The organism is Nioella nitratireducens, from assembly GCF_001879715.1.
GTDB lineage: Bacteria > Pseudomonadota > Alphaproteobacteria > Rhodobacterales > Rhodobacteraceae > Nioella > Nioella nitratireducens.
Window position 1 is genome coordinate 1 of sequence record NZ_MNBW01000029.1, and the last position, 22,959, is coordinate 22,959.

Sequence of the window (22,959 nt, forward strand, 5' to 3'; positions counted from 1 at the left end):
CGGGCACAAACAAACCGATATCAACCTGCTGCTGCCCTGGAATTACGGCAATCACGTGTGAACGGCGCACCGCTTACGGTACTGCGTCGGGTTTATGTGGATAACCTGAGCTGGGGCGCTGCAGCCGTGTCCTGCCGCCCGGCCGCAGCGGCCTTCCCCGCCCCAGCTGGCCCGCTCTTCGGGATCGAGCTGACGGGATCGCGCGCACGAACGTCTCATTCAGGGTTCGGTATGCCCTGATCTGTCCCGCCCGCGCGTTGACGCGGGCGGGTCGCCTGCGGCGCTCTTTTAGGTTGTTGGGGTGGCTACCCCAGACCGACCTGTTCGTCCTGAAATGAGGCCATCCAGAACGTTTACGTGGACAACCATGCGCGGCCTCTTTTCGGCCCCGCTCAAGCGGGGCCGAAAAGGTCCAGCTGCCGCTCATCGCAAGGCTGGCTCGTCCGCTTCTTAGTCCGCCGGGTCGGGGTGACACCGATTACGGCGATCTTCCCTTTTCCAGCCTGAGAGCGCCCGATGTCATCGGGTACGTTCCCCTCGCACAGGCCTTTGGCGTAGAGTTTCAACACCTCCGCGTCGGAAACCGGCACCCAAACCGACACGCGGGTCAGCCCGGCCTGCCTTTTGCGTTCCGCCGAGGCCGCGCTGTGCCTACGATGTGCAGCCCGGTGATCGGCTGCGCTCTTCCTCCGCCTCGGCGCCTGAACGCTCCTCTTCGAAGGTGTCTTCTTGTCCTTGGCCATGATGGCCTCCGCTTCGGTGTAAACATAACCGAGCGTTCTGCTGATTGACTTAAGGGCGCCTTCTGCACCTGGCGAATAACCTAGTCGATAGAGGGGCGTCCCGCTACGACGCCGAAGCCTGTAGCGAGCGAAACTTGGGGATTACCCACTACAAAGTGGATTGACGCCCCAACACATCCGACCAAACAGCCTCGGTGCTGACCTCGGCACTACCCGAGGCTCGCTTTGTCGACCTCAGACGCGGCGCCGGCTTCGCGTCTGACCCGCGCGATGAACGCCGCAAGCTCCGGTCCCGTGAGCACCCCGGCCGAGTCGAGGGCGGCCGCCATCTCGTCGAGGAGCGCCCGATGGGTGGTCAGGATCCGGCTCGCGCGGGTTTCGGCGTTGCGCAGATGGGTCTCGACCCGCGCCCGAAGGCCGGTGTCGTCGCGCAGGCGCGCCTCGATCCCCTCGATCGAGCCCTGCCAGATCAGCGTTGAGCCCAGACCCCATGAAGCTTCAAGCGCCGTCGCAAGCCGGGTCGCCGTGGCGAGATCACTGCCCGGATCTCCGCCAGACCCGGCCGAAACCTGTCCGAGCAGGAGCCGCTCGGCCGCGCGCCCGCCCATGCTGATAGCGAGTTGGGCTTCGATCGTCGCACGGTCCTCACCCGTCCGGTGCAGGCTGGTCGCCGTGACACCGCCGTCGGACTGGATCGCGAGCATGGCTGCGTCGGCGCGTCCCGTTGCGGCGCTGACGAGGGCATGGCCCGCTTCATGGACGGAAACGATCCTGCGAAGCGCCTTCGGCAACGGGGTCCGGGCCTCGTGGATCGCGTCGGTCAGATCGGCGAGTGCCAGCGTGCGCCGTGCCTGGCGGGCCCGGCCGCGGGCGGCGCGAACCGCGGCTGCGATATCCGCGCCGGACATGCCGAGCGCGGCCTGCGCGACACCGGTCACGTCTGCATCGGCGAGGTCGGGGCCGAGATGCCAGCGGAGCACCTTGGGGAGGCGGGTGTGGTCCGGATGCGGCAGGCGGAGGATCCGGTCGAACCGCCCGGCGCGCGTGATGGCCTTATCCAGTTTCTCAGGGTGGTTGGTCGCCGCCATCACGATCACGCCCTCGTGGCCATGGTACCCGTCGAGCTGGTCGATCAGGGCCGTCACGATGAAATCCGTATACGCGCTGTTGTGGTCCACCCGCCGGTTCCGGTCTCCAAACGAATCGATTTCGTCGATGAAGAGAAGGCTCGGGGCCTGTTCTGCGGCCGTGGCGAAGGCCGCGCGCATCGCCCTGATCATGTCACCCGAACGCGCGCTCTCGGAAGACCACTGCGCCACGGATCCCGCGACGACAGCGATACCGGCTTCCTGGCCGATGAGCCGGGCAACCTGGGTCTTTCCCGATCCGGGCGGGCCGACGAGCAGCGGTCCACGCGCGACATCGCTCCAGGAAATCCTGCCGTCCTGCCACGCATGGAGGTCAGAGATCATCTCTTCGAGCGGAGCCCTGACTGTATCCGGCATGGGAAAGGCGGCCCAGCCAGCCCCTTCGATCGGGGCCGGGCACAGGGCTTCGGCGATTGCCGTCACCGCGGTCTCGGGATCCGTCGCGCGCAGGGCAAGCGTGACGCGGTCGGGATCGAGACGCGAGACGCGGGCGTCCGTGGGAAGGGCGGCGATCGCGTCGGCAGCTCCCTGACCGGGATAGGCGAGGTCCAGCAGGACGGAGAGCTGCTCGTGATCAAGTGGCTTGAGGGTGATCACCTTCGGGCTCAGGTCACGCAGGGCGCGGGGCGCGGCGCCTGCGACGGGGGTGATCAGCACCACGGGCGTGCCTATCTCGAGCGCGTCGCGCATCTTGTCCGAAAAGACGCCGAGCGTACGGTGCCGATCCGGACTGCCGGTCTTCACCGCGTCCACGGCGTAGAGGAGGTCAGGTGCAGACAGGGCAGCGGGCCAGAGGCTCGGTTCGGCCACGACCTGTTCCAGCATCTTCCGGACCGTCTGGTCCAGCGCGGCGCTGCCGGTTGCCAGCAGCGTGAGCGCGCCGTTCGTGCCCAGTTCGGTGGCCAGCGCCGTCGCGCTGCCGAAGCTCGCGGCAAGCCGGACCACCGCCAGCAGAGTCGCCGCCTTCGGGCGCCAGACCGTAGCGGGGGCCGGTCCGGCGGGGGGAAAGGGCGGGAGAACCGGTCCGAATTCAGTCGCCTGTTCGATCTGGTCCAGAAGGTCGTCGACGCTGTCGCCAAGGCTCCAGTCCTCATGACGACCGGCATCGGCGTCGCGCCGGGTCTTGGGGGCGGATGACACGGGGGCAGCATCATCGGCGGGATATGCGCGTGCCGGGTCGCCAGCGTCATCTGCGCTGTCCTTTGCGGGCAGGGTCACACGCCACCCGGCCCAGCTGCTGCCCTCGAGGGCGCCGAGGATCGCCATGGCGAAGGGAAGCCAGTCCGGTGCCCAGTACTGCGTGGCGGGCGTCCGGCCTGCGCACTTGGCGGAGGCCGCGGTTTTCGTGATCGGCTTGGGAGGGGTCGTGAATACGGTCGCGGTCATGGCGGTCTCCTGTCGTCGGACAAAGGGGAGAGGATGCCCGCCGCGATGTGCGGCGGGCCTTATGATCTGAGGAAGGGACGGGCTTGGTCACGTGGGCGGGTGCGCCGCCTCGATGCGGTCCAGATGGCGCATGATCAGATCGAAGGCGAAAGCCTCGTAGACCTCGGATGCCACGTTCAGGATCCCGGCATAGACCTCGGGCGGGGCCACCGTGTCGGGATGACGCCGCCTGAGGATCGCATGGACGCTGGCCTCCTGCGCACGTGCAACATGGCCGGAGGCCATGGGGAGGACCCTCACGAGGTCCACCTTGGCGCTGCGCGGAAGGCCGAGCTGGTGTTTCAAGCGCTTCACCGGGGCCTTGGAAAAGCCGAGCTTGAGCAGATGGATACCACGCGACGTCATCTCGATCCGCGCGAGGTAGATGAAGGACGGGCTGCTGTTCCATGCGCCGCCGCAGGCGGAGCACTTGACCTGATTCCACATCATGTTCACGCGGGCCACGCGCTGCGAATGCCCGCAGTTGTGGCGATACATGCGATAGTTGGCGTTGCCCTGCGGATCGCGTCCCAACCGCTCCCAGCCACGCTGCGATGCCTCATCCTGCTCCCGCGCGCGCAAGCACTTCTCGCAGCGAACATCCGTCTGTTTCGCCGCGACCCGCTCTACGAATTCGAACTGCCTCTTGATCACGTGGCCGCAGGCGGCACGGTACAGGCCGTAGTGGTGGTTGCGGCCGTCGCGGCGCAGGAACGTCAGGCCCGCCGCCCGTGCGGCATCGGCAAGATCAGCCTCTGCGCAGGCGCCGCAGCGAGGCTGGGCCGTCCGGAGCGTATAGCTCTTGTGCGCGGTCAGTCCCCCACAGGCGTCACATTCGAGGGCGACATGATACCGGTCGCGGATCCTGCCATGGACCCTGAAGCCCTTGTCGCGAGCGATGCGGGCCCAGGCTTCCGGCACGGGCCGAGGATAGTCGCACCATTCGCCGGCGGGCACATGGCGGGAGCGATGCGGAACGTGCAGGCGCCGCCGGCGGTTGGTCACGACATCGAAGGGAACGCCGCGAACGGTGGGGCGGGTCGACTTGGGCGAGCGGGGCTTGGTCTTGGGCATGGGAGAAGCTCCTGAAGTGGGCATGAAGGGAGAGAGGGCGCGGGTCTCCCCGCGCCGGGACGTGGCGTGAAACTCTTGGGGAGGGTCAGGCGGAGGGGCCGATGTCGTCGTCCAGATCCGGGCCACCCCAGTCCTCGATGCGGGCATCGAACGGGTCTTCCAGTGACAGCCACGTCTCCAGCGCGTCGAGCGCCGCGCCGATCCAGATGTTGAGGTCGCGCGCCCCGGCTCCGTCGCCGGGTACGAGCCACGCCCAGCGACGCAGCTGCACATGGGCGCGAAGACCTGCGACCTCGTCGGGATCTTCGGACCGGATCACCCGCAGATAGAGGCGGGCCACAGCCTGAAAGGCGCGCTCGGCCTCGTCGATGGCCGGTGCCGCGATCATCGCCTCGCAGGCGGCCTTGGTCTGCGCCAGCGCCGCATCTGCCGCCGCGATCCAGCGATCGACGGCCGGGTCCTGCCCGGAATAGCCGCAGAGGTCGCGCTCGGTCTGGATCAGCGCCGGCAGCGTGGCGACGAAACCCACGAAGAGAGCGGTGACCGAGGCCGCAGCGGGGGGTTCAGAGAACTTCTTGTTCGTGTTAGGGAATGCTACAGCCATCGGATCCTCCTGTGAAGGGCTGGTGGTGAGGGAGAACGCGACGGTGGAGCCTTGCGTCTCTCCCGATTATATGGAACCATAAAACCATTAAACAAGGGTGAAGAGTGACCGACGCAGAAAAAAAATCGAGCCGGGGTCGGCCACCGACGGATACGGAACCAGTCAACCTCCGGCTTCCACGCAACATGATCGAAGAGTTAGACCGGCGAAGAAAGCTTGAGAGTGACCTACCTACAAGACCGGAGATGATCCGAAGACTCCTTCAGGATCTCTTTGAAAAAACATAATAATTCAAATGGATGCGTTTCGACCGGATGACGCGATGGCCGTGGTAGGGATCGGGAAACCCCACTCAAACTGAATCGAGCAACGGATCAGAGCAGCAGCTTCTACTGCTGCGGCTTTTCAGGAATTCTTCTCGTCGTCGCGCTCTTCATTTTTTCGTGGTGAACTTGTCGACTGGGTCGTCGTTTTTCGCGTGGCCCGGGTCCTGGACACAGCTGCATAGCGCTTGAAACAGGCGTTCCGACTCAGCAACTATTTTAGCGACCTGTTCATGACGAACCAAACGGCGCACGGGCGAGGCGAGGTTTCCGGTCGCGGGCTGTATTGGCAGTGGGCTGGTTATGCAGTGTGTTCAACGCGATCTACATCAGCACACAAGATCACGCCATGACGGGACAGTATCCGGATTGCCGCTCCGCGGCCTGCGACCGCCCCGCCCCCCTGACAGAGTGTCGAACAGACCAACCAAGCCAGTGGTCTCCGCAACGGGACGCGCACGGTTCAGGCTCCGGGCGTTCGCCTGTGCGGGGCAACCGGAGACTGGTCAGAAAAACGGGTCTTGCGCGACAGCCACGCCTGAGAAAAGATAAGAAAAACAATATGTCATCATGGCGGAGCAAAGGGGGGTTTCGAAAGGGGGGAAAGGAACCGATTAGGTTTTTTCACCCCTTCGCCGGATAGTCATAAAGAGCGGCTTGCCGCGAACTTATGGCTAGTAGGTTTTTCGATATGCCCGTCCTGACCGATGACAAGAAACACGCGAATCCCCGCGCAGGCTCCGTCCGGATCGCCGCCGATACGATGTCCGGGTACTCCGGTCAGCGCCGCCACGATCTCCGAGTCGGGACGCTTCCGAAATACGTGGACGAGAAGCGTGTCCACCTGAACCGTGTTCTGATCACCCCGCCTACCCCTGCCGAGATGCGCGAGATCGCGAAGGCGCGGCGGGCTCGGCGGGAGACCCAGCGCGCCATGAAATCCAACGCCGCGATTGCCACGGCGGGCATCCTCACCTTTGGCTCGGAGGCGGCCCAGATGTTCGAGGCCCTCTCGCAGGAGGATCAGGACCGCGCGTTCCGGGACCTCGCCGAGGCGGTGGCGGCCCATCTCAACACGTCCGTTCACGCCCTGGTCGTGCATCTCGACGAGGCGACGATCCACGCCCATTGCATGCTTTGCGCTTATGATAATGACGGCGTCCCGCTGTCCCGCGCGACCACGCCCGCGATCCTGTCCGAGTTGCAGGACCTGACCGCCGAGGTCCTCCAGCGCTACTGCCCCGAGATCGAGCGCGGCACTCGTTACGGCGATCGGCTGGCGGCGGGCGCGGAGTGGCCCGATGTGATCCACAAATCCGTTAAGCAGCTCCATCGGGAGCTGCCGGCAGATCTCGCCGCGAAGCGGGCCGAGCTGGAAGCTCTGGAACAGGTCGGGGCCGAGGCGCAGGACCGGATCGACGGGCTGCGGACCGAGGTGGCCAAACTCGACCAGACGGTCGAGCGGGTGTCGGGTGATGTGGCGCAGCTCGAGGACGAGAAGACCCGGGTAGAGGAGGAGCTCGACGACCTCCACCGGGATCAGGAAGCAGCCGAGGTCGCGCGGGACGCGTCGGACCGGATCGCGAAGATCGCGCACAGAGAGCGGAAGGAAAGAAAGGCCAGGGCCGTCGCCGCGCGGGCTGAAACCCGGGCGGTCGAGGACCGGCTTGCAGGTCTGACGGCCGCCGAGGCGGAAGCGCGGGACCGGCTCGCAGGTCTGGAAGCGGAGGAAGAGGCAGCCCGCAAGCGGGTGGTCGAGATGCATGGCCGGGTCGAAAAGCTGAGCAAGAAGGCAAGCCTGACGGACAAGGAGGTGAAGCGGCTCGCGACCTACCGCCGCCGCCTGAAGGACCGGGTCGCGACGTTGGAAGCGACGAGGGACGCGGCGCAGGCGGCCCGGGACGCGGCGACCGCCGAGACCGAGAGGGCCCAGGCGGAGGCGGCGCGGGTCACGGTGGAGGCCGAGAAGAAGGTCGAACAGGCCGCTACCGAGGTCCGGAACGCCGAAGCCCGAAAGGCCGAGCTTGGGCAGCAGATCGAGGACCTGACCGTGGACGCGGTCGCCATGACCCGTGTCGTGGCGGACCGGAAGGCCGAGGCGGCGCGCCTGAAGACGGAGGTCGAGGAGAAGGCCCGCGCCCGCGATGCCGCCGAGACGGACCGGGTCGAGGCCGAGAACGCTGCCGAGGCGGCCGCCGAAAAGGCGCGGAATGAGACGGCCCGGGCGGCCGAGCTTGGGAAGGAAATCGAGGATCTGACCGCGGACGTGGTCGCCATGACCCGTGTCGTGGCGGACCGGAAGGCTGAGGCGGCGCGCCTGAAGACGGAGGTCGAGGAGAAGGCCCGCGCCCGCGATGCCGCCGAGGCGGACCGGGTCGAGGCAGAGAACGCTGCCGAGGCGGCCGCCGAAAAGGCCCGGACAGAAGAGGCCCGGGCGGCCGAGACGCGGGACCGGATCGGCGTGGTGACCGACGCTCTGGGCGTGCTGATTCAGGAGATCACCGAGGGCACGCTCGCTCGTGAACCGGACGGCCGCATCCGGGCGAGCGAGCCTGACCGTCTCAACGCGGCATGCCCTGAAATCATGCCCGCGATCAAGCTTGGCGCGAAAGCCGTCGATGTCGCTGGGCGAATCCACCGCGATGCGCTTGCCGTGCGTGACGCGACCATGGGTGAGCGGAAGGCGCTGGAAACGGATCAGGCCGCGCTGAAGAGAAAGCAGGATGAGCTCAAGGAGGATCAAGCCAAGCTGGAGCGGGATCGGTCCGAGGTGAAGGAAGAGCTGACCCGCGCCGAGCGGGTGTTCAAACGCCTCGATCTCCTGCTGGGTCGGTTCGTGACATGGCTGAGGCTGCCGGGCCTACCGCAATCCATCCGGGAGGAGGGGCGTGAGCTGCTTGGGGAAACGGCGGACACGATCGCCGATCTCAAGGAGGACGGGCCGGAGATGTGAACGCCCTGGAAAGCTCGTCGGCTCATCCCGGTCCCAGTCGTCCCGGCGCACTGCGGGGCACCAAGGGGGCACCCCCCAAGCCCCCGCTTTCCTTCGCGGCGCCAGTGCCTTACTCTGAACTGGAAAGCCGGGGCGCGAAGAGCCGGGGGAAAGAAAAGGGACAGGCATGCCGCTTTTGAATTGGTTGACGCGGGACGAGGATTTGCGGGCGGCAGACCGGGGCCCATATCGGCTGCTAGACGAGGTTCCCGAGCTGAGCCATGGCGCGGGCGACGAAGGGATGCTGGTGCAGGGCGACAACCTCGAGGCGCTGAAGGCCCTCCTGCCCTTCTATGCGGGCCGGGTGAAATGCATCTATATCGACCCGCCCTACAACACTAGGTCGGCCTTCGAGCATTACGACGACAGCCTGGAACATGCGAAATGGCTGGCGATGATCGTGCCGCGGCTGATGCTGCTGCGCGAGTTCCTCAGCGAGGACGGCTCGATCTGGGTGTCCATCGACGACAATGAGGGGCATTACCTCAAGGTCGTTATGGACGAGATATTCGGGCGGCGGAATTTTGTAATTTCATGCACTTGGCAACAAAGGACTACACGTGAAAATCGTAAAGTCTTTTCGGAGGACTGTGAGCGTATTCTTCTGTATTGCCGTGAATACGATGCCTTCAACCGACATCACCCCACCGACGCGTGTCTGCGTCGAGGCCCGCATGGCCAAACCGCACTACCGCATCGAAGTGCTGGCTCTGGCTGCTCTCGGGTAGACCATCCAGTTCAAAGCAAAGCCTCGGTCAGTATAGATCTGATCGGGGTTTCGCTTTCACGCACGTCAAGAAACTGTTTGCTGCCCCAGGACGTTTGCACCCCGCGATGTGCGGCCACTATCAAGGAAGCCTTTGAAAGATCACGAAACCTTTTGGTTTCAGCTGATCTCGAAGAAGATCAAAAGTCTGCCCTGTCAATTCAGGTTTTATCAACCGTCATGACGCAATAGCCCGTTGGACCACCTTAGTGTTTCGAAATCAATCCCTCTCACGATATCTTCATAATATTTTTCGCTTGGATGATGAGGGTCGGGAGCGGGAGCATGATAGACATCAACCGTGGTCAGGTTCGGGTTCAAAGTGAACTCTGGTTGAAGGAAGTATTCACTCCCAAATATCTCGAAAAGCTTGCGACCCAGGTAGTCCTGCTCTTGCCTGTAATAATATGCATAAAGGCCTGGGTTCTGGCGGGGTGGTGGGTTAACCGGTGGAACTAGCAAAATGGGGATGCTTTTACTAATCAATCGAATGGAATCGAGCACTTCAAATGTGCCAACACGCCAAGCCTTGAAAATTTCAAACCACTGTGAACTGCTGATGATTGTCGCACCACGAATTGCCTGATCAATTTCATCATCCGAAAACAGGCTTTTTGCACCCTCCAGGAATCGTGGGCTAATGCCTTTCTTTTTACCCCAAAGCCTGTGCCTCATGAAGCCACCACTAATGAATAGCGGGTCAAGAAACAGAATGCCATTATAGGATTCCAAGTTAACTTCGGCAAAACCTGACCGTGACATGAACCATTTGTGCTCCACTCCATCGGCCGATACAGGGCATAGATTGAGGGTGCCACCGGATGCAGATGCCAATCCATTGGACGTAAATGCCGCCCCGTGAATTGAAACAACGTCAAAGTCCACATCCTCAGGTGCGCGCAAAGAACTTGCAAACCTATGGAAGACGCCACCGTGTGAGGGGCCTATGACGAGTACTTTATTTGGCATTATTGAAGGCCTCTAGAAGAACCTCTTCACATTTCACATAGTCTTCGTTCGATCTTGTTGCTTCATTGTCAAGGAGAGGTCGGTCTTCGGGGTTCATTGTTTCAGCGACCACTTCATCATTTTGTGCGCCGGGCATCGCAAACTGGTGCTCAGAGAAAAAGTGTTTCATAACGACCTCAACGGACTCGGGGCGAACCGATCGAAGATTGTTTGAATAATTCACTCCACGTGCTGCTTGGTTGGTAATTATTTCATAGCTGGGGAAGTAGTCAATAAACTCGTACTTATTCGACAGATATCCAGATGCAGACCTGAGGACGGATTTCGAATATGTGGTTGCAGAGAGTACATGTTCGGTCGAGCATGTTGCTGTCAGAGGAACCGGTGAAACAGTCAGAATTATTTTGGGAAGAGATCCGTCTCTGAGGCTGCTAAGAGTTTCCAGAAAGCTCTCAAACTCCTTGATGATTTCGAAAACATTGTAGTTCTTGAATCTAAAAATAGATGGGTCAAACTCGCCAGCAACCGTGCCGGGCGCGGTTGGATAAACAGTACCTGTTCCAATATCTTCGAATGTCTCGGTCAAGCCGAGCGTGAAGATAAACAAATCCATTGATTTCAGCATTTGAAGAACTCTGCTCAAATGAAATCTGCGATTGGCAATAAGTTCTTCTGCTGTTTCGAATCCATCCGGTTCCACGGATGGGCGTTGTGAGTCAAAAAACCGGTTCTCCTTTTTCCAAACCAAGTGGGCTGGTTTGAAGCAACCATTGGCTTCACGTGCGATTTGAAGAAGTTGACCTACGGTATAAATATTTCCGAAACGGGCTGAATAAAGATTGTATCCGTATTTTCTTAGAACGCTTTCAGGCAGTCCTTCCGGTGCCGGTTCCACATCAATAACATTCAATCCGCGACTTTTCAGATTACGACTTATATGTTGAGCGAAGCAACTGCCTGCGGTTGCAATCTCCCAATTTAACTCTATTGGCCACTTCTTGGTATATATTCCCGGTAGGTGTAGTGGAGAATTTTCCGCTACGCCGGTTCTCCAAAATGATTTTCCTGGCAGGCTGGAATATGGGCTTTTCATCTTTGATTCCAAATTTTCGGGTGTAGTCTCATCTTTTTATTATGAGGTTTCAGTTTTCATTCTTTGAGTGATAATTTCGACTACCTTATATAGTGGCGGCCCATGATTGCAACGGTTCGCTTTCAGCAGAGCGGCGGGTCTTGGATATGTGGACTTCTCACGTGTAGTCAAAGCCGAGCGGCAGGAGCATGTCCATGCAACTTACACTGCACGTTCCGACTAGTGTGCCGCTTTGAACCGACATTCCCCAAGTGGCCTGCCTTCTGACGTGAATATCGCCTGACTGCGCCACCTGATCAAGCGTTTTCCGCCCCGAGCGGCGTCTGTGGTCGCGCGCACGTCCGAAGTTGGGCGAATTTGCCCGCAAACCCGCAGCATCCCGGCCCGGCGGCGACGTTTTTCAGCGCATCGGGCAGACTTGTCCTGCCGCTTTCGTTCAGTTTTGGCTTGGATCGCGATCACGCGCATAGCGGTGGCGCTCGCAATCGGCGGATGGCGGCAAGGATGGCGCGCACCATCGGGCCGGTGACGGCCACCTCGGCCAGCTGGAAGGTGATGGCGCGGGCGTGACGGACGACGCGGGCGCCGATCTTGATCAGCTTCAGTTGCAGGCTGGTGAGGGACCAATCGGCCATTGCTTCGGGCAAGTCGATGCAGCGCAGGAAGGTGGCCAGATTGTAGGCCAGTGCGTGCAATTGCAGCCGCACCTCGTTGTCGCGGAACCTTCGGCACGACAGCCGCGTCCAGCGAAAGGCATACTTGCCCTCCTTGATGTGTTGCTCGGCGGTGCCGCGCTGGTTGTAGAACCGCACGACCCACTCTGGTTCCATCGGCAGGCTCGTGACGATGAAGCCGACGCGTGGGAACAGTTCGCCCGGATGCCATTCGATCTTGGCGATCACCCGGCGCGGCTTGTCCCAAGACGCCGCCTGATACTCGAAGTCCTCGTAGAAGCGCTTGACCTTGGTCTGCGAAGGTCGCCCAACGGGTCGGGTGAGCCGATGAGCGATCTTCTCGCGCAGGACGGTGTTGGCAGGCAACCGGATGGCGTAGAAGTACTTCGCTTCTTCCAGACGTTCGTAGATCGCGGGTATTGCATAGGCGGCATCCGCCCGGAAGAACCGCATGATGTCACGCTCGGCATACCGGGCGATGACAGGATCGAGGACATCCCGCCAGCCATCAGCGCTGTGGACGTTGCCATGGCGCAGGGCGCAGCGTTCCAGCATTCCAAATTGGTTGAACAGGAAGTTGGGGTGATAGCAGGTGCAGTCGAAATGCCCATTCCAGGCCGCGCCCTCCTGGCCCCCATGGGTGGGGCTGACCGAGCTATCCATGTCCAGCACGATATACTTCAGCCCGTTGCGGTCGTGGAACCGATCAATCCACTGGCAGTTCAGGTCAGCCAGCGCCGCCCGGTTCTCGGGCAAAGCCAGCGTCTCGGTCTCGAACCGTCCCATTTGCGAGGCAGATGCCGCTTGCACGTCGACGGCCCGACCACCAACGATCTGACGCATGACCGGATCGAGGGCCAGCTGGTCGGCGTCGTTGACATCCTCGTATCCGGCCAGTCGCCCGAACACCGACTGCCGGAAAAGGCCGTCAAGCCGATGGACCGTGTTCTTGCCGCGTCGGGTGTCGCGCAATGCTGTTGCAGCCAGATCGGACAGCCCGAGCGCGTCATCCAGCTCGCGCATCACCAGAAGGCCACCGTCGGAACTGAGCTGCGTGCCGCGAAATTCCAGCCGCACACGGCGGTCGAAAGTAAGCGTCCGGTTTGGCCGCTCTGACGGGGTGATGGAGTGCCTGCTAGATGTCCACCATCGATAGTGGACATCTTGAGGTTGGTCATGGCGGGCAAGAAGGGCCAGAAGAAGCGGATTTGGTCGGAGGAGGAGAAGCGGTCGATCTGCGCGCAGGCGCGGGTTTCCGGGGTCTCGGTTGCGCAGGTTGCGCGGCGCTACGCAATGAACACCAACCTGATCCACAAGTGGCTCCGCGATCCTCGGTTTGTATCCGAGGAGCACGCTGCGGATTTGTCGGTGCATGAGAATGCAACGTTTCTTCCAATCGAGATTACGGGCATAGCCCCCGCTCCAACGGCACCCATTGCGTCCACCCCTTCGACAGATTCCATCACCGCGCAGCGCGTGGACATCACGTTGTCGGATGGTCGGCGGATATTGGTGGAGGGTCCGACTGCGCTGTCAGCGATCGTGGCGATGGTCTCGGGACTGGCGCGATGATCCCGGTGCCGAGCAACACGCGGGTATGGCTGGCTGCGGGCGTCACGGACATGCGGCGCGGTTTCAATACGCTGGCGGCACAGGCCGAACAGGTTTTGGCCGAGGACCCGTATTCCGGCCACATGTTCGTCTTCCGCGGCCGTCGGGGCGATCTTTTGAAGATCATCTGGTGGGATAGCCAGGGGGCCTGCCTATTCACCAAGCGGCTGGAACGGGGCCGGTTTGTCTGGCCTGCAGCCAAGGAAGGCAAGATCAGCTTGAGCCCGTCGCAGCTGTCGATGCTGCTCGAAGGGATCGACTGGCGGACCCCACAAAAGACCTGGCGACCGTTGGTCGCGGGATAGGCATAAATCCCAACAAAACATGGGTTCTGGCACTGTTTTGCGTTCCCTGCTATGGGGCGATCTGGTATAAGTTGTCCTATGCTGGACGCCTTCAAATCCCTGCCTGAAGACCCTGACGAGCTGCGCTCTGTCAGCGCGCAAATGCTGCAGCATATCCAATCTCAGGCCTACCAGATCGAGAAGCTGAAGGCTGAACTTCATGGTCACCGCAAGGCGCGCTTCGGTTCAAAGTCAGAGGGCATAGACCAACTGGCGCTGGATCTGTCGGAAGATGGCGAGATCGCGCAGGCTGCAGCGGATCAACTCACCGGGCAGTCGGCTGGAGATGAAGAGGCCCCACCCAGCAAGCGCCAGCACAGCCGCAAGCCGCTACCAGACCATCTTGATCGGCAGGATGAGGTCCTGTCGCCCGGTGAGGCATGCGCTGGATGCGGCGGCACCCTGCGCCAAGTGGGCGAGGATATCACCCAAGAGCTGGATTATATCCCCGGACACTTCATCGTGCGCCGCTTCATCCGTCCCCGGATGGCCTGCACCTGCTGTGAAGCCTTCGCCCAGGCCCCGTTGCCCTCGCGCCTGATCGAGCGCGGGCGACCCGGGCCCGGCCTCGTGGCGCACATGTTGGTCGGCAAATATTGTGATCATCTGCCGCTCGAACGGCAATCCAAGATCTACGCACGTGAAGGGGTCGATCTGCATCGCTCCACGCTTAGCGACTGGGTCGGGCGCACGACGGCCCTGCTGGAGCCTCTGGCCGAGCACATCGGCAAACTGGTCCGGGCGGGGCCCGCCCTGTTTGCGGACGATACCCCTGTCAAGCTGCAGGTGCGCGCCAACACCACAAAGACCAAAACGGCCCGGCTCTGGAGTTATGTCCGGGACGAACGTCCATGGTGCGGAGCAGCGCCCCCCTGCGCTTGGTACCAGTTCGGCGTTGATCGCAAAGGGGAGCACCCTGCCAACCATCTCGCGGGCTATACCGGCACGGTCCATGCCGATGGCTTTGCCGGATTCAACGGCCTGTTCGGCAAAGGCAAAGCCGATGAGCAAGCCTGCATGGTCCATGTGCGCCGCAAGTTCGTCGACGAGGTCGAGCGCACTGGCTCTCCCATTGCCCAACAGGCGATCAAACAGATTGCGGAGCTTTACGCTGTCGAGAAGGAGGCGCGGAGGAAATCCCCAGAAGAGCGCGTCACGCTGCGGCAGGCCAAGGCCAAGCCGGTCTTCGACGAGTTGGAACTCTGGTTGCAGGCGCAGCTGCGCAAGATCTCCGGAAAAACCAAACTGGCCGAAGCCATCCGCTATGCCCTGAACCGCATGCCCAAGGCGCGCGGCTATCTCAGCGACGGGCATCTCGAGCTGGACAACAATACCTGTGAGCGGTCGATCAGACCTATTGCCCTTGGAAGGAAGAATTATCTGTTCATGGGGTCAATCGGCGGCGGGAAGGCAGCCGCCATCGCTTACACGCTTATCGAGACAGCCAAGATGAACGATGTCGACCCCGAAGCGTGGCTCACATGGGTCCTCCAGCGCCTGCCTGATCACAAGATCAATCGCATCGACGAACTCATGCCCTGGAACTGGCAGGCCAAAAACGCCTGACACCGCGGCTCAACCGGACGCTTACGGTCGAAATCGACCCGATCTGCCTGCTGCAAGCCTGCACCCTTTGGGTGATCCATGAAACCAGCCCCTCACAGCTATCAACACCATGATTTATATATGAAATATCAATGTCAGGACAGCGAAATCACCGGATTACATGGGGAATGCGGGTTCAAGAACGCAAGAAATGATCTTCCTTTGAGTGAATCAGTCAAAGCCCGATATTCAAATCAAGACGATGACGAACGAGGAGATTGGCAGTCAGTTAGCCTTAATGCGCAAGGTGGACACGGTACACCGTCTCAATTTTATGATTTTGTGGCGCCTAATGGCAAAGTGCATAAACTTCCTTCAGGGCGTTGCTGGCTATATACTTGGCCTGAAATGCAGAAGAAAATTCAGGATGGGCGCGTCTGGTTTGGAAAAACCGGGAACAACGCACCAAGGGAGAAGAAGTTTTTGTCTGAAGTTAAGGCCGGGCTGACACCGAACACTCTGTGGCTGGCCGAAGAATTCGGAACAAATGACGAAGCCAAAAAAGAGACTGTTCGCCTTTTCGGCTCTGAAGTATTTGATACCCCCAAACCCGAACGCCTGATCCAGCGCATCCTCCATATCGCCACCAACCCCGGCGACCTCGTCCTCGACAGTTTCCTCGGCTCCGGCACCACGGCGGCCGTCGCGCACAAGATGGGCCGCCGCTGGATCGGGGTGGAACTGGGCGATCATGCCCGCACCCACTGCGCCCTGCGGATGCGAAAGGTGATCGAGGGCGAACAGGGCGGCATCTCGAAGGATGTCGGCTGGGAGGGCGGCGGCGGCTTTCGGTTCTGCACCCTCGGCCAACCCGTCTTCGACGAGGATGGACGGATCGACCCGGAAATCCGTTTCGCCGACCTCGCCCGCCATGTCTGGTTCTCCGAAACCCGGCAACCCATGGGTGACGCGCCCACCGGCCCGCTTCTGGGTGTGCATGGTGAGCGCGCGGTCGCCCTGCTTTACAACGGTATCCTCAAGGACCGCAGCCCGGGAGGCGGCAACGTGCTGACCCGCGCGGTTCTGGGCCTGATCCGCGAAGACCTCGCCACGGTTGCACCCGGTTGCGCGGGCGATCTGGTCGTCTACGGCGCCGCCTGCCGCCTGTCCGAGGCCACGCTGAAGGAACAAAGCATACTGTTCCGCCAGACCCCCTACGACATCTCGGCGAGGGCGTGACCATGCAGCTCAAGACCTACCAGAAGGCCACGCTGGATACGCTCGACGCCTTTTTCGCCCGCGCCCTGGCCACCGGGCCAGCGGAGGCCTTCCAGCACGCCGTGGAGGAACAGGAGAAGCTCGCCCGCCTCGAGGGTCGCAAGCTGGAGCCGCAGGCCTACCAGCCACTCGAGGCGCTTCCAGATGTTCCTTACGTCTGCCTGCGCTTGCCCACCGGCGGCGGCAAGACCCTGCTGGCCGCCGAAACGATCCGACTGGCCGCCCGCAGCTACCTGCGCCGGACTTGGCCCCTGACGCTGTGGTTCGTGCCTTCGGATGCGATCAAGACCCAGACGCTGGAGGCGCTGAAGGACCGAGCGCATCCCTACCGGCGTCGGCTGGACGAGAATTTCGGTGGTCGGGTGCGGGTGTTCGACATCGCCGAGTTCGAGATGCTGCGCCCGCAGGACCTGGCACGGTCTGCCTGCGTGGTGGTCTCGACCATCCAGGCGTTCCGGGTGGCGAACACCTCGGGCCGCAAGGTCTATTCCCACCACGAAGAGCTGGAGCCGCATTTCTCCGGCGTGCCGACCGAGGGTATGGAGGTCGTGTCGCCCGAGGAGGCCGCCGAGAACGACATGCTGACCGAGGGGGCGGTGAAGTTTTCCTTTGCCAACCTGCTTTACCACCAGCGCCCTCTGATGATCGTCGACGAGGCGCATAACGCCGTCTCTGGCCTGACGCGCGAGGTTCAGGCCCGGATCCGCCCGGCAGCCATCGTGGAGTTCACGGCTACCCCGCGCCGGCGGAACAACATCCTCTACTCCGTCACGGCGAGCGCGCTGAAGGATGAGGAGATGATCAAGCTGCCGATCCGCGTGCGCCCGCATGATGACTGGCGCGAGGCCGTCACGGGCGCCGTGGCGACCCGAAACATGCTTGAGGAGAAGGCGAAGCGCGACCGCGATCATATCCGGCCGGTGGTGTTGTATCAGGCGCAGGCGCGGAACGGTCACCCGACGGTGGCGGAACTGAAGAAATATCTCATTGAAGAAAAGCTGATCCCCGAGGACCGGATCAAAATCGCCACGGGGGAGCAGCGCGAGCTGGACGGCGTAAACCTGCGCGACCCCGCGGAACAGACCCGGCACGTGATCACTGTGGACGCCCTGAAGGAGGGTTGGGATTGCCCCTCGGCCTATGTGCTCTGCGCGACTCAGCGGCTCCAGAGTCGTGGGGCGGTCGAGCAACTCTTGGGCCGGGTGCTGCGTATGCCCTACGCCTCCCGGCGCAAGGACGCGGCGCTGAACTGCGCCTATGCCCATGTCTCGGAACCATCGTTTCGGGAGGCGGCACAGGCGCTGACAGACAAGCTGATCGACATGGGGTTCACGGACGAGGAGGTGCGGGAGTCGTTGAAGCCCCGCGGTGTCGAGCAGAACGATCAGGGGCAACTGTTCGACCCCGATCCGGTGCGCCCTAAACCCGTCCTGCAGTTTACCGTGCCCGACAATGAGAATGCACGTGAGCGCCTGAATGTCTGGCAGGACGCCGGTGTCGATTACATTCCGCGCGACGACGGCACGTTGCTTGTTGGGGTGAAGGGTGAGGTGACGGACGAGGTTGCGCAGACGGTCCGCGAGATCACGCGGCCCGAGGACTACGCGCATTTCGACGCCCGGCTGGACCAGCACCGGGCGATAGTCGAAGCTAGTCGCACGCTTGCCCAGAAAGGTCATGTCATCGAGATCCCCCAGCTTCTGGTGGAGATGGAAGGCGAGACCTTTATTGCGGAAACCGATGCGATCATGGAGCGCATGGATTGGTCGCTCAGCCGCCATCCCGCGCGGCTGACCGAGCAGGAGCTGAGTTTCCACCGCTCCCAGGACGTGATCGAGATCGACCTCGAGGGCGAGAAACTGGTCTACAGCCGCATGACGGAGGATCAGCCCGTGCTATCCGGGCTGACCTCACCCTCGGACGCCGACCTCGAGGCGTCGCTCGTTCAATGGCTGGAGCGCGAGTGCCGCGTCTCCGATATCTCGCAGGCCGAAATGCTGCCCTGGATCGCCGCACTGGTCGCGGATCTCGTCACGAACAGAGATGTCAGCATCCGGACCCTGATCGACTGGCAACATCAGATCGCGGCGCGCATCCGGTGGAAGATCGTGGAGATCCGGAACGGGGAAAAGGCGCGCGCGCACCAGATGGCTTTGTTCGACGAGACTGCGAAGCCAACTTGGTCGTCCAGTCGCCTCGTTCGGTTCGACGACACGATCTACCAGAATGTGCCGACACAGGAGATCGGGGCGTTCAGGTTCAACCGTCACCTGCTCGGTGCCCACCGCGCGCCCCTTATCGATGGCGACCTGAACGGCGAGGAGTTTCAGTGCGCCTGGAGCCTCGACAGCCTCGAAGAGGTCGACGTCTGGGTCCGGAACGTCGCGCGCCATCCGGACTCGTTCAGCCTGCCTCGCGTCGGCGGCCGGTTCTACCCTGACTTCGTCGCGAGGCTTCGAGATGGCCGCATCTTCGTCGTGGAGTACAAGGGGGAACACCTGATCGGAGCACCGGAGGCCCGGGAAAAGAACGCTATCGGCATGATCTGGGCGCGAACCACTGGAAACGTGTTCCTGATGGCGCAGAGGGTCGCACACGGGGTCGGCATGTCCGATCAGATGAGGAACGCGATTTCGGCATAGCGCCGTGGAAAAACGCGGTTGGCATGGGCTCGCAGAGCGGTATGTGTGTGTAAGGGGGCTGTCGATACATCTCTAGGACCGGCAGAGATTGCTACACATTTTGCTACGCATTTCCTCGGAGGTTTGTCTCTAATATATTGTTTTATATCATATTTATTTTTGCAGCGCCCTGATTTGTCGGACTGTCTCTCCGCCATAATTTCCATTCTATTTTACCGTTCCATGCGCCCTCTGGGGCATGGTGGCGGGCGCGGTGCTCTTCGCCTCCCGCTGATTCACCCCCCCCCCAACACCCCTGCAGCTTGCGACCCGTCTCATCCGGCACGCCAGTGCAGGGTTGAATGGCCCCCCTGTGCTTACCGTCAAAAGCATGGCCAATATCGCGATCTTCGCCAAGCCGTCCAAGGCAGATCGCGGTCCACAAGGCGCCACGCGCGGTCTCTCAGGGCAGGAAAACCGGTGTCCGGTCGCCCGCTGCAAAGCGGCGCAGCACGGTGGGATAAAGCTTGTGCTCTTCGACCAGCACCCGCGCGGCCAGCGTGTCAGGTGTGTCGCCCGCCAGCACCGGCACCCGCGCCTGGCCCAGGATCGGGCCTTCGTCCAGTTCTGGCGTCACCTCGTGCACGGTGCAGCCATGGTCCGGGTCGCCGGCCTCCAACGCGCGGGCATGGGTGTGCAGGCCCCGGTATTTCGGCAAGAGCGAGGGGTGGATGTTCAACATCCGGCCCCGGTAGCGGCTGACGAACCCTTCGGTCAACACCCGCATGAAGCCCGCAAGGCACAGGATGTCGGGCTCGGTCGCGTCGATGACGCGGGCCAGCTCTGCCTCGAATGCCTGGCGGTCGCCCTTGTAGGGCCGGTGATCGACCACTGCGGTCGGGATGCCGCGCGCCTCGGCCTTGGCAAGGCCCCCTGCCCCGGCGCTGTTGGCCAGAACGAGGCAGGGTCGCGCCGGATGGTCGCCGGTCATGCTGTCGACAAGCGACACCATGTTGGACCCGCCCCCCGAAATCAGGATGGCCACGCGTTTTGTCACTTGAGCGCCCCGGTGTAGCGCACGCCCGTGCCGTCGGCCACGGTGCCGAGGCGGGCAACGGTTTCGCCCTCGCCTTCCAGCAACGTGGTCAGGGCCTCGGCCCGGTCGGCAGAAACGGCCAGCACCATGCCGATTCCGGAATTGAAGGTCTTGAGCATCTCGGCCTCGTCCAGCCCGCCCTCGGCCATCAGCCAGTTGAAAACGGGTGGCAACGTCCACGACCCAAGGTCGATTTCGGCGCCCAGCCCCTCGGGCAGCACGCGCGGCAGGTTCTCGGTCAGGCCGCCACCGGTGATATGGGCCAGCGCATGAACACCACCCGCCCGCACCGCCGCAAGTGCCTGTTTGACGTAAAGCCGCGTGGGGGCCAGCAGGGCCCGGCCAAGCGTATCGCCGCCGAAAGGCGCCGCCGCATCCCAGGCAAGGCCCGAGCGCTCCACGATCCGGCGCACCAGCGAATAGCCGTTGGAATGCACCCCGTCCGAGCCGAGCCCGAGCAGCACGTCACCCACCGCCACATTTGCGGGCAAGGACGCGCCGCGTTCCATCGCACCCACGGCAAAACCTGCAAGGTCGAAATCGCCGGGGCCATACATGCCCGGCATTTCCGCCGTCTCGCCGCCGATCAGCGCACAGCCCGAGCGCGTGCAGCCCTCGGCAATGCCTTCGATGATGACTGCGGCATCGTTCACGTCCAGCTTGCCGGTCGCGAAGTAGTCGAGGAAAAAAAGTGGCTCCGCCCCCTGGCAGACCAGATCGTTGACGCACATGGCAACCAGGTCGATCCCGATCGTATCGAAAACGCCGGTGTCGATGGCGATCTTGAGCTTGGTGCCCACGCCATCGGTGGCCGCCACCAGAACCGGGTCGTCATAGCCCGCCGCCTTGAGGTCGAAGAGCGCCCCGAAGCCGCCGAGACCAGACATCACACCGGGCCGCGTGGTTGCCTTGGCGGCGGGTTTGATCCGCTCCACCAACGCATTGCCTGCGTCGATATCAACCCCCGCCTGCGCGTAGGTCAGCCCTTTTGTGTCGTCCGTCATGGCCCGCTCCTTGAAACTTGGCGTCCTGCTAGCAGCGTGGGCGGGGGCTGTCCATTCCCCTCGCGCCGCACCCGGCCTGCAGAAGCTTGACCCCGCCGTCTTTCCTGATATTTCCTGCGCCGACGGGGGCCTGTAGCTCAATTGGTTAGAGCAGAGCGCTCATAACGCTTTGGTTGCGGGTTCAAGTCCTGCCGGGCCTACCAAAACCCCTGCGCCCCACATTTCCGCAAAACGCTCGTGAATCCGCAGCGCGCGGGTCCTGTGGCCCATCCGTCACAGGGCCCGCAGATACCGCAACCATGCCTACCTGCATTCGGGCGGGACCGTATAGGTTTATTGAAAATACTCAGAAAATGGATTCGGGGGACGGGATGCGCGCAAGAATGACTCCACCAACAACGGTAATTGCACTGGCCATCGCCGCTGCGCTGACCGTCTTCAATGCGGTTCCCGCATCGGCGGCGTGCTCTTTCTCATGCTCCGAGCGAGTGTATGCCACGCACCGGTATGTCGTCCCGACTGAGGGCGGCGGCACGATGACCTACGAGATCGAAACCCGCATTAGCATCGGCGATGGAGGGTCGTCCTCAATCGACCCTGGGGATCACAGGGCTCGCAGAATTTATGTCATAGACGAGTCCGGTGACCGCCAGCCGGCAAGTGCCGAAGAGCGCGATTACGCGAACACCTATTTGGCAACACCCAACATCGAGGTCGAGGGCTACGTCGTCACTTTCGACACGACGAATGGAACAGGGGTCAATCCGACCTCGACCACTGCAGGTCGGCACTGCGAATACAGTGGGGTGTCCAGTTGCGCCACACGTGGCAGCTATTACGGAAACATCGGCACACGGCCGGAGTCCTGAGCGCTCAAAGCCTACACTCTCAATCAATAGTTATTTTGGCTGCGCCCGGCCAAGTGTGCGCCAGAAAGGACCGATGTGAAAACCGAAACCCTACTCGCATTCATAATTGCAACGGCACCGATCGCCGCCCATGCGCAAGGCGCGCCAATCCCACCTGCGGACGGTGAACTGATTTCGCCTGTCGCTTCGACCGGGCGGTTCGAGTCACACTTGCTCTATCCGACCAGTATGTTCGTAGAGTACGGCTCAACCGTCCGCAGCGCGGACCCTAACCCGATCGGCATCGTGGATACCGAAACAAATTCCGTGCGGATCGGGATGGATTTCGTCGGCCCCTTGGGCGTCAATATGGGTGTGGCCATCGACGTCGCACGGTCACATGACGATGGCACGCTGACCCTTTTGGCTCCGTCTGTGGTTACGGATTCAGATATCGTATCTTTCAGTGGCTACCTTTCGGGCTACGTGTCGCCGCGCCTCCGAGCTGGCCTCGGGTTCGGTTACTCCCGGTCTGACGATACAACCGTCTACAATGGGGCAGCGGTCGTTACCGGGGACGCGTCATCGTGGTCGGTCTCGCCCTATTTCACGTACTTGGCCTACGAGTCTGATCGGTTCAGCCTCGCGGTTGGTGGACAGCTGACCTACCAGGAAAGTGACACCGACTACGTGGGAAACATCCCGCCGACCGCGTCGCGTTCCACCCAAGTTCGACAAAATCAGGCGCGATTTTCGCTTTTTGACGTGGTGGCCTGAGTCATTTCAATGAGTTATGGGGGC

19 protein-coding genes and 1 tRNA gene are annotated in these 22,959 nt (G+C 62.0%); 11 read left to right on the plus strand and 9 right to left on the minus strand.

What is annotated here, in order from left to right; genetic code table 11:
* Positions 1-392: 392 nt before the first annotated feature.
* The 4 genes from BKY27_RS20190 to BKY27_RS18130 form a co-directional block, all read right to left on the minus strand.
* Complete coding sequence (locus BKY27_RS20190) at positions 393-743, minus strand: hypothetical protein (protein ID WP_071675873.1); 351 nt, start codon at positions 741-743, stop codon at positions 393-395.
* Positions 744-952: 209 nt separating this feature from the next.
* Complete coding sequence (locus BKY27_RS18120) at positions 953-3,277, minus strand: AAA family ATPase (RefSeq protein WP_071675874.1); 2,325 nt, start codon at positions 3,275-3,277, stop codon at positions 953-955.
* 87 nt (positions 3,278-3,364) lie between these two features.
* Positions 3,365-4,390: a hypothetical protein gene (locus tag BKY27_RS20275; RefSeq protein ID WP_084668030.1), complete on the minus strand. Its 1,026-nt coding sequence runs from the start codon at positions 4,388-4,390 to the stop codon at positions 3,365-3,367.
* An 85-nt stretch (positions 4,391-4,475) separates the two neighbouring features.
* Positions 4,476-4,994 carry a hypothetical protein gene (locus BKY27_RS18130; protein ID WP_071675875.1) on the minus strand — a complete coding sequence of 173 codons (519 nt, stop codon included), beginning with the start codon at positions 4,992-4,994 and terminating at the stop codon, positions 4,476-4,478.
* A gap of 104 nt (positions 4,995-5,098) precedes the next feature.
* Here BKY27_RS18130 and BKY27_RS20560 point away from each other — a divergent pair, with 104 nt between their 5' ends.
* The 3 genes from BKY27_RS20560 to BKY27_RS20425 all read left to right on the plus strand — a co-directional run bounded on the left by BKY27_RS20560 (position 5,099) and on the right by BKY27_RS20425 (position 9,267).
* On the plus strand, positions 5,099-5,281 hold the full coding sequence (locus tag BKY27_RS20560; RefSeq protein WP_267888902.1) for a ribbon-helix-helix protein, CopG family: 183 nt from the start codon (positions 5,099-5,101) through the stop codon (positions 5,279-5,281).
* A 727-nt stretch (positions 5,282-6,008) separates the two neighbouring features.
* A complete protein-coding gene (locus BKY27_RS18135; protein ID WP_071675876.1) occupies positions 6,009-8,270 on the plus strand; it encodes a plasmid recombination protein in 2,262 nt (753 codons plus the stop codon).
* Positions 8,271-8,436: 166 nt separating this feature from the next.
* Positions 8,437-9,267, plus strand: a complete 831-nt coding sequence (locus BKY27_RS20425; protein ID WP_071675877.1) for a site-specific DNA-methyltransferase — start codon at positions 8,437-8,439, stop codon at positions 9,265-9,267.
* Here the strand turns inward: BKY27_RS20425 and BKY27_RS20030 are convergent.
* The 3 genes from BKY27_RS20030 to BKY27_RS18150 all read right to left on the minus strand — a co-directional run bounded on the left by BKY27_RS20030 (position 9,247) and on the right by BKY27_RS18150 (position 12,936).
* Complete coding sequence (locus BKY27_RS20030) at positions 9,247-9,960, minus strand: hypothetical protein (RefSeq protein WP_146636299.1); 714 nt, start codon at positions 9,958-9,960, stop codon at positions 9,247-9,249. The two genes, BKY27_RS20425 and BKY27_RS20030, sit on opposite strands and share 21 nt — an antisense overlap.
* Positions 9,961-10,033: 73 nt before the next feature.
* Positions 10,034-11,137, minus strand: coding sequence for a GSCFA domain-containing protein (locus tag BKY27_RS18145; RefSeq protein ID WP_071675878.1), 1,104 nt, complete (start codon positions 11,135-11,137; stop codon positions 10,034-10,036).
* Positions 11,138-11,595: 458 nt separating this feature from the next.
* Positions 11,596-12,936, minus strand: a complete 1,341-nt coding sequence (locus BKY27_RS18150; RefSeq protein ID WP_071675887.1) for an IS1380 family transposase — start codon at positions 12,934-12,936, stop codon at positions 11,596-11,598.
* A 51-nt stretch (positions 12,937-12,987) separates the two neighbouring features.
* Here BKY27_RS18150 and tnpA point away from each other — a divergent pair, with 51 nt between their 5' ends.
* From tnpA to BKY27_RS18175, 5 genes are all read left to right on the plus strand, one after another.
* Entirely contained in the window at positions 12,988-13,383 is a 396-nt protein-coding gene (gene tnpA, locus BKY27_RS18155; RefSeq protein WP_071675888.1) for an IS66-like element accessory protein TnpA, read from the plus strand.
* Positions 13,380-13,727 carry an IS66 family insertion sequence element accessory protein TnpB gene (gene tnpB, locus BKY27_RS18160; protein WP_071675879.1) on the plus strand — a complete coding sequence of 116 codons (348 nt, stop codon included), beginning with the start codon at positions 13,380-13,382 and terminating at the stop codon, positions 13,725-13,727. The genes tnpA and tnpB overlap by 4 nt, the downstream gene beginning before the upstream one ends.
* A 78-nt stretch (positions 13,728-13,805) precedes the next feature.
* Complete coding sequence (gene tnpC / locus BKY27_RS18165) at positions 13,806-15,332, plus strand: IS66 family transposase (protein ID WP_071675880.1); 1,527 nt, start codon at positions 13,806-13,808, stop codon at positions 15,330-15,332.
* A 462-nt stretch (positions 15,333-15,794) separates the two neighbouring features.
* The gene (locus BKY27_RS18170; RefSeq protein WP_233491893.1) at positions 15,795-16,550 is read left to right on the plus strand and encodes a DNA methyltransferase; all 756 of its coding nucleotides are present in this window, start codon (positions 15,795-15,797) and stop codon (positions 16,548-16,550) included.
* Positions 16,551-16,552: 2 nt separating this feature from the next.
* Complete coding sequence (locus BKY27_RS18175; RefSeq protein ID WP_071675882.1) at positions 16,553-19,231, plus strand: DEAD/DEAH box helicase; 2,679 nt, start codon at positions 16,553-16,555, stop codon at positions 19,229-19,231.
* 442 nt (positions 19,232-19,673) lie between these two features.
* Here the strand turns inward: BKY27_RS18175 and purN are convergent, their stop codons facing one another.
* Both purN and purM read right to left on the minus strand, forming a co-directional pair.
* On the minus strand, positions 19,674-20,267 hold the full coding sequence (gene purN, locus BKY27_RS18180) for a phosphoribosylglycinamide formyltransferase (RefSeq protein WP_071675883.1): 594 nt from the start codon (positions 20,265-20,267) through the stop codon (positions 19,674-19,676).
* Complete coding sequence (gene purM / locus BKY27_RS18185) at positions 20,264-21,310, minus strand: phosphoribosylformylglycinamidine cyclo-ligase (RefSeq protein WP_071675884.1); 1,047 nt, start codon at positions 21,308-21,310, stop codon at positions 20,264-20,266. The genes purN and purM overlap by 4 nt, the downstream gene beginning before the upstream one ends.
* 126 nt (positions 21,311-21,436) lie before the next feature.
* Here purM and BKY27_RS18190 point away from each other — a divergent pair.
* From BKY27_RS18190 to BKY27_RS18195, 3 genes are all read left to right on the plus strand, one after another.
* Positions 21,437-21,513: transfer RNA gene (locus tag BKY27_RS18190), tRNA-Ile, on the plus strand.
* A gap of 180 nt (positions 21,514-21,693) precedes the next feature.
* A complete protein-coding gene (locus BKY27_RS20035) occupies positions 21,694-22,179 on the plus strand; it encodes a hypothetical protein (RefSeq protein ID WP_146636300.1) in 486 nt (161 codons plus the stop codon).
* 75 nt (positions 22,180-22,254) lie between these two features.
* Complete coding sequence (locus BKY27_RS18195) at positions 22,255-22,935, plus strand: hypothetical protein (protein ID WP_071675885.1); 681 nt, start codon at positions 22,255-22,257, stop codon at positions 22,933-22,935.
* Positions 22,936-22,959: the final 24 nt, after the last annotated feature.

Excerpts from the sequence above, each read along its gene's own strand:
- BKY27_RS18130 (WP_071675875.1), bottom strand. The coding sequence starts at position 4,994 with ATGGCTGTAGCATTCCCTAACACGAACAAGAAGTTCTCTGAACCCCCC.
- tnpB (WP_071675879.1), top strand. The coding sequence starts at position 13,380 with ATGATCCCGGTGCCGAGCAACACGCGGGTATGGCTGGCTGCGGGCGTC.
- BKY27_RS18145 (WP_071675878.1), bottom strand. The coding sequence starts at position 11,137 with ATGAAAAGCCCATATTCCAGCCTGCCAGGAAAATCATTTTGGAGAACC.
- BKY27_RS18120 (WP_071675874.1), bottom strand. The coding sequence starts at position 3,277 with ATGACCGCGACCGTATTCACGACCCCTCCCAAGCCGATCACGAAAACC.
- tnpA (WP_071675888.1), top strand. The coding sequence starts at position 12,988 with ATGGCGGGCAAGAAGGGCCAGAAGAAGCGGATTTGGTCGGAGGAGGAG.
- BKY27_RS20275 (WP_084668030.1), bottom strand. The coding sequence starts at position 4,390 with ATGCCCAAGACCAAGCCCCGCTCGCCCAAGTCGACCCGCCCCACCGTT.
- tnpC (WP_071675880.1), top strand. The coding sequence starts at position 13,806 with ATGCTGGACGCCTTCAAATCCCTGCCTGAAGACCCTGACGAGCTGCGC.
- BKY27_RS20425 (WP_071675877.1), top strand. The coding sequence starts at position 8,437 with ATGCCGCTTTTGAATTGGTTGACGCGGGACGAGGATTTGCGGGCGGCA.
- BKY27_RS20190 (WP_071675873.1), bottom strand. The coding sequence starts at position 743 with ATGGCCAAGGACAAGAAGACACCTTCGAAGAGGAGCGTTCAGGCGCCG.
- purM (WP_071675884.1), bottom strand. The coding sequence starts at position 21,310 with ATGACGGACGACACAAAAGGGCTGACCTACGCGCAGGCGGGGGTTGAT.
- BKY27_RS18135 (WP_071675876.1), top strand. The coding sequence starts at position 6,009 with ATGCCCGTCCTGACCGATGACAAGAAACACGCGAATCCCCGCGCAGGC.
- BKY27_RS18175 (WP_071675882.1), top strand. The coding sequence starts at position 16,553 with ATGCAGCTCAAGACCTACCAGAAGGCCACGCTGGATACGCTCGACGCC.
- BKY27_RS20035 (WP_146636300.1), top strand. The coding sequence starts at position 21,694 with ATGACTCCACCAACAACGGTAATTGCACTGGCCATCGCCGCTGCGCTG.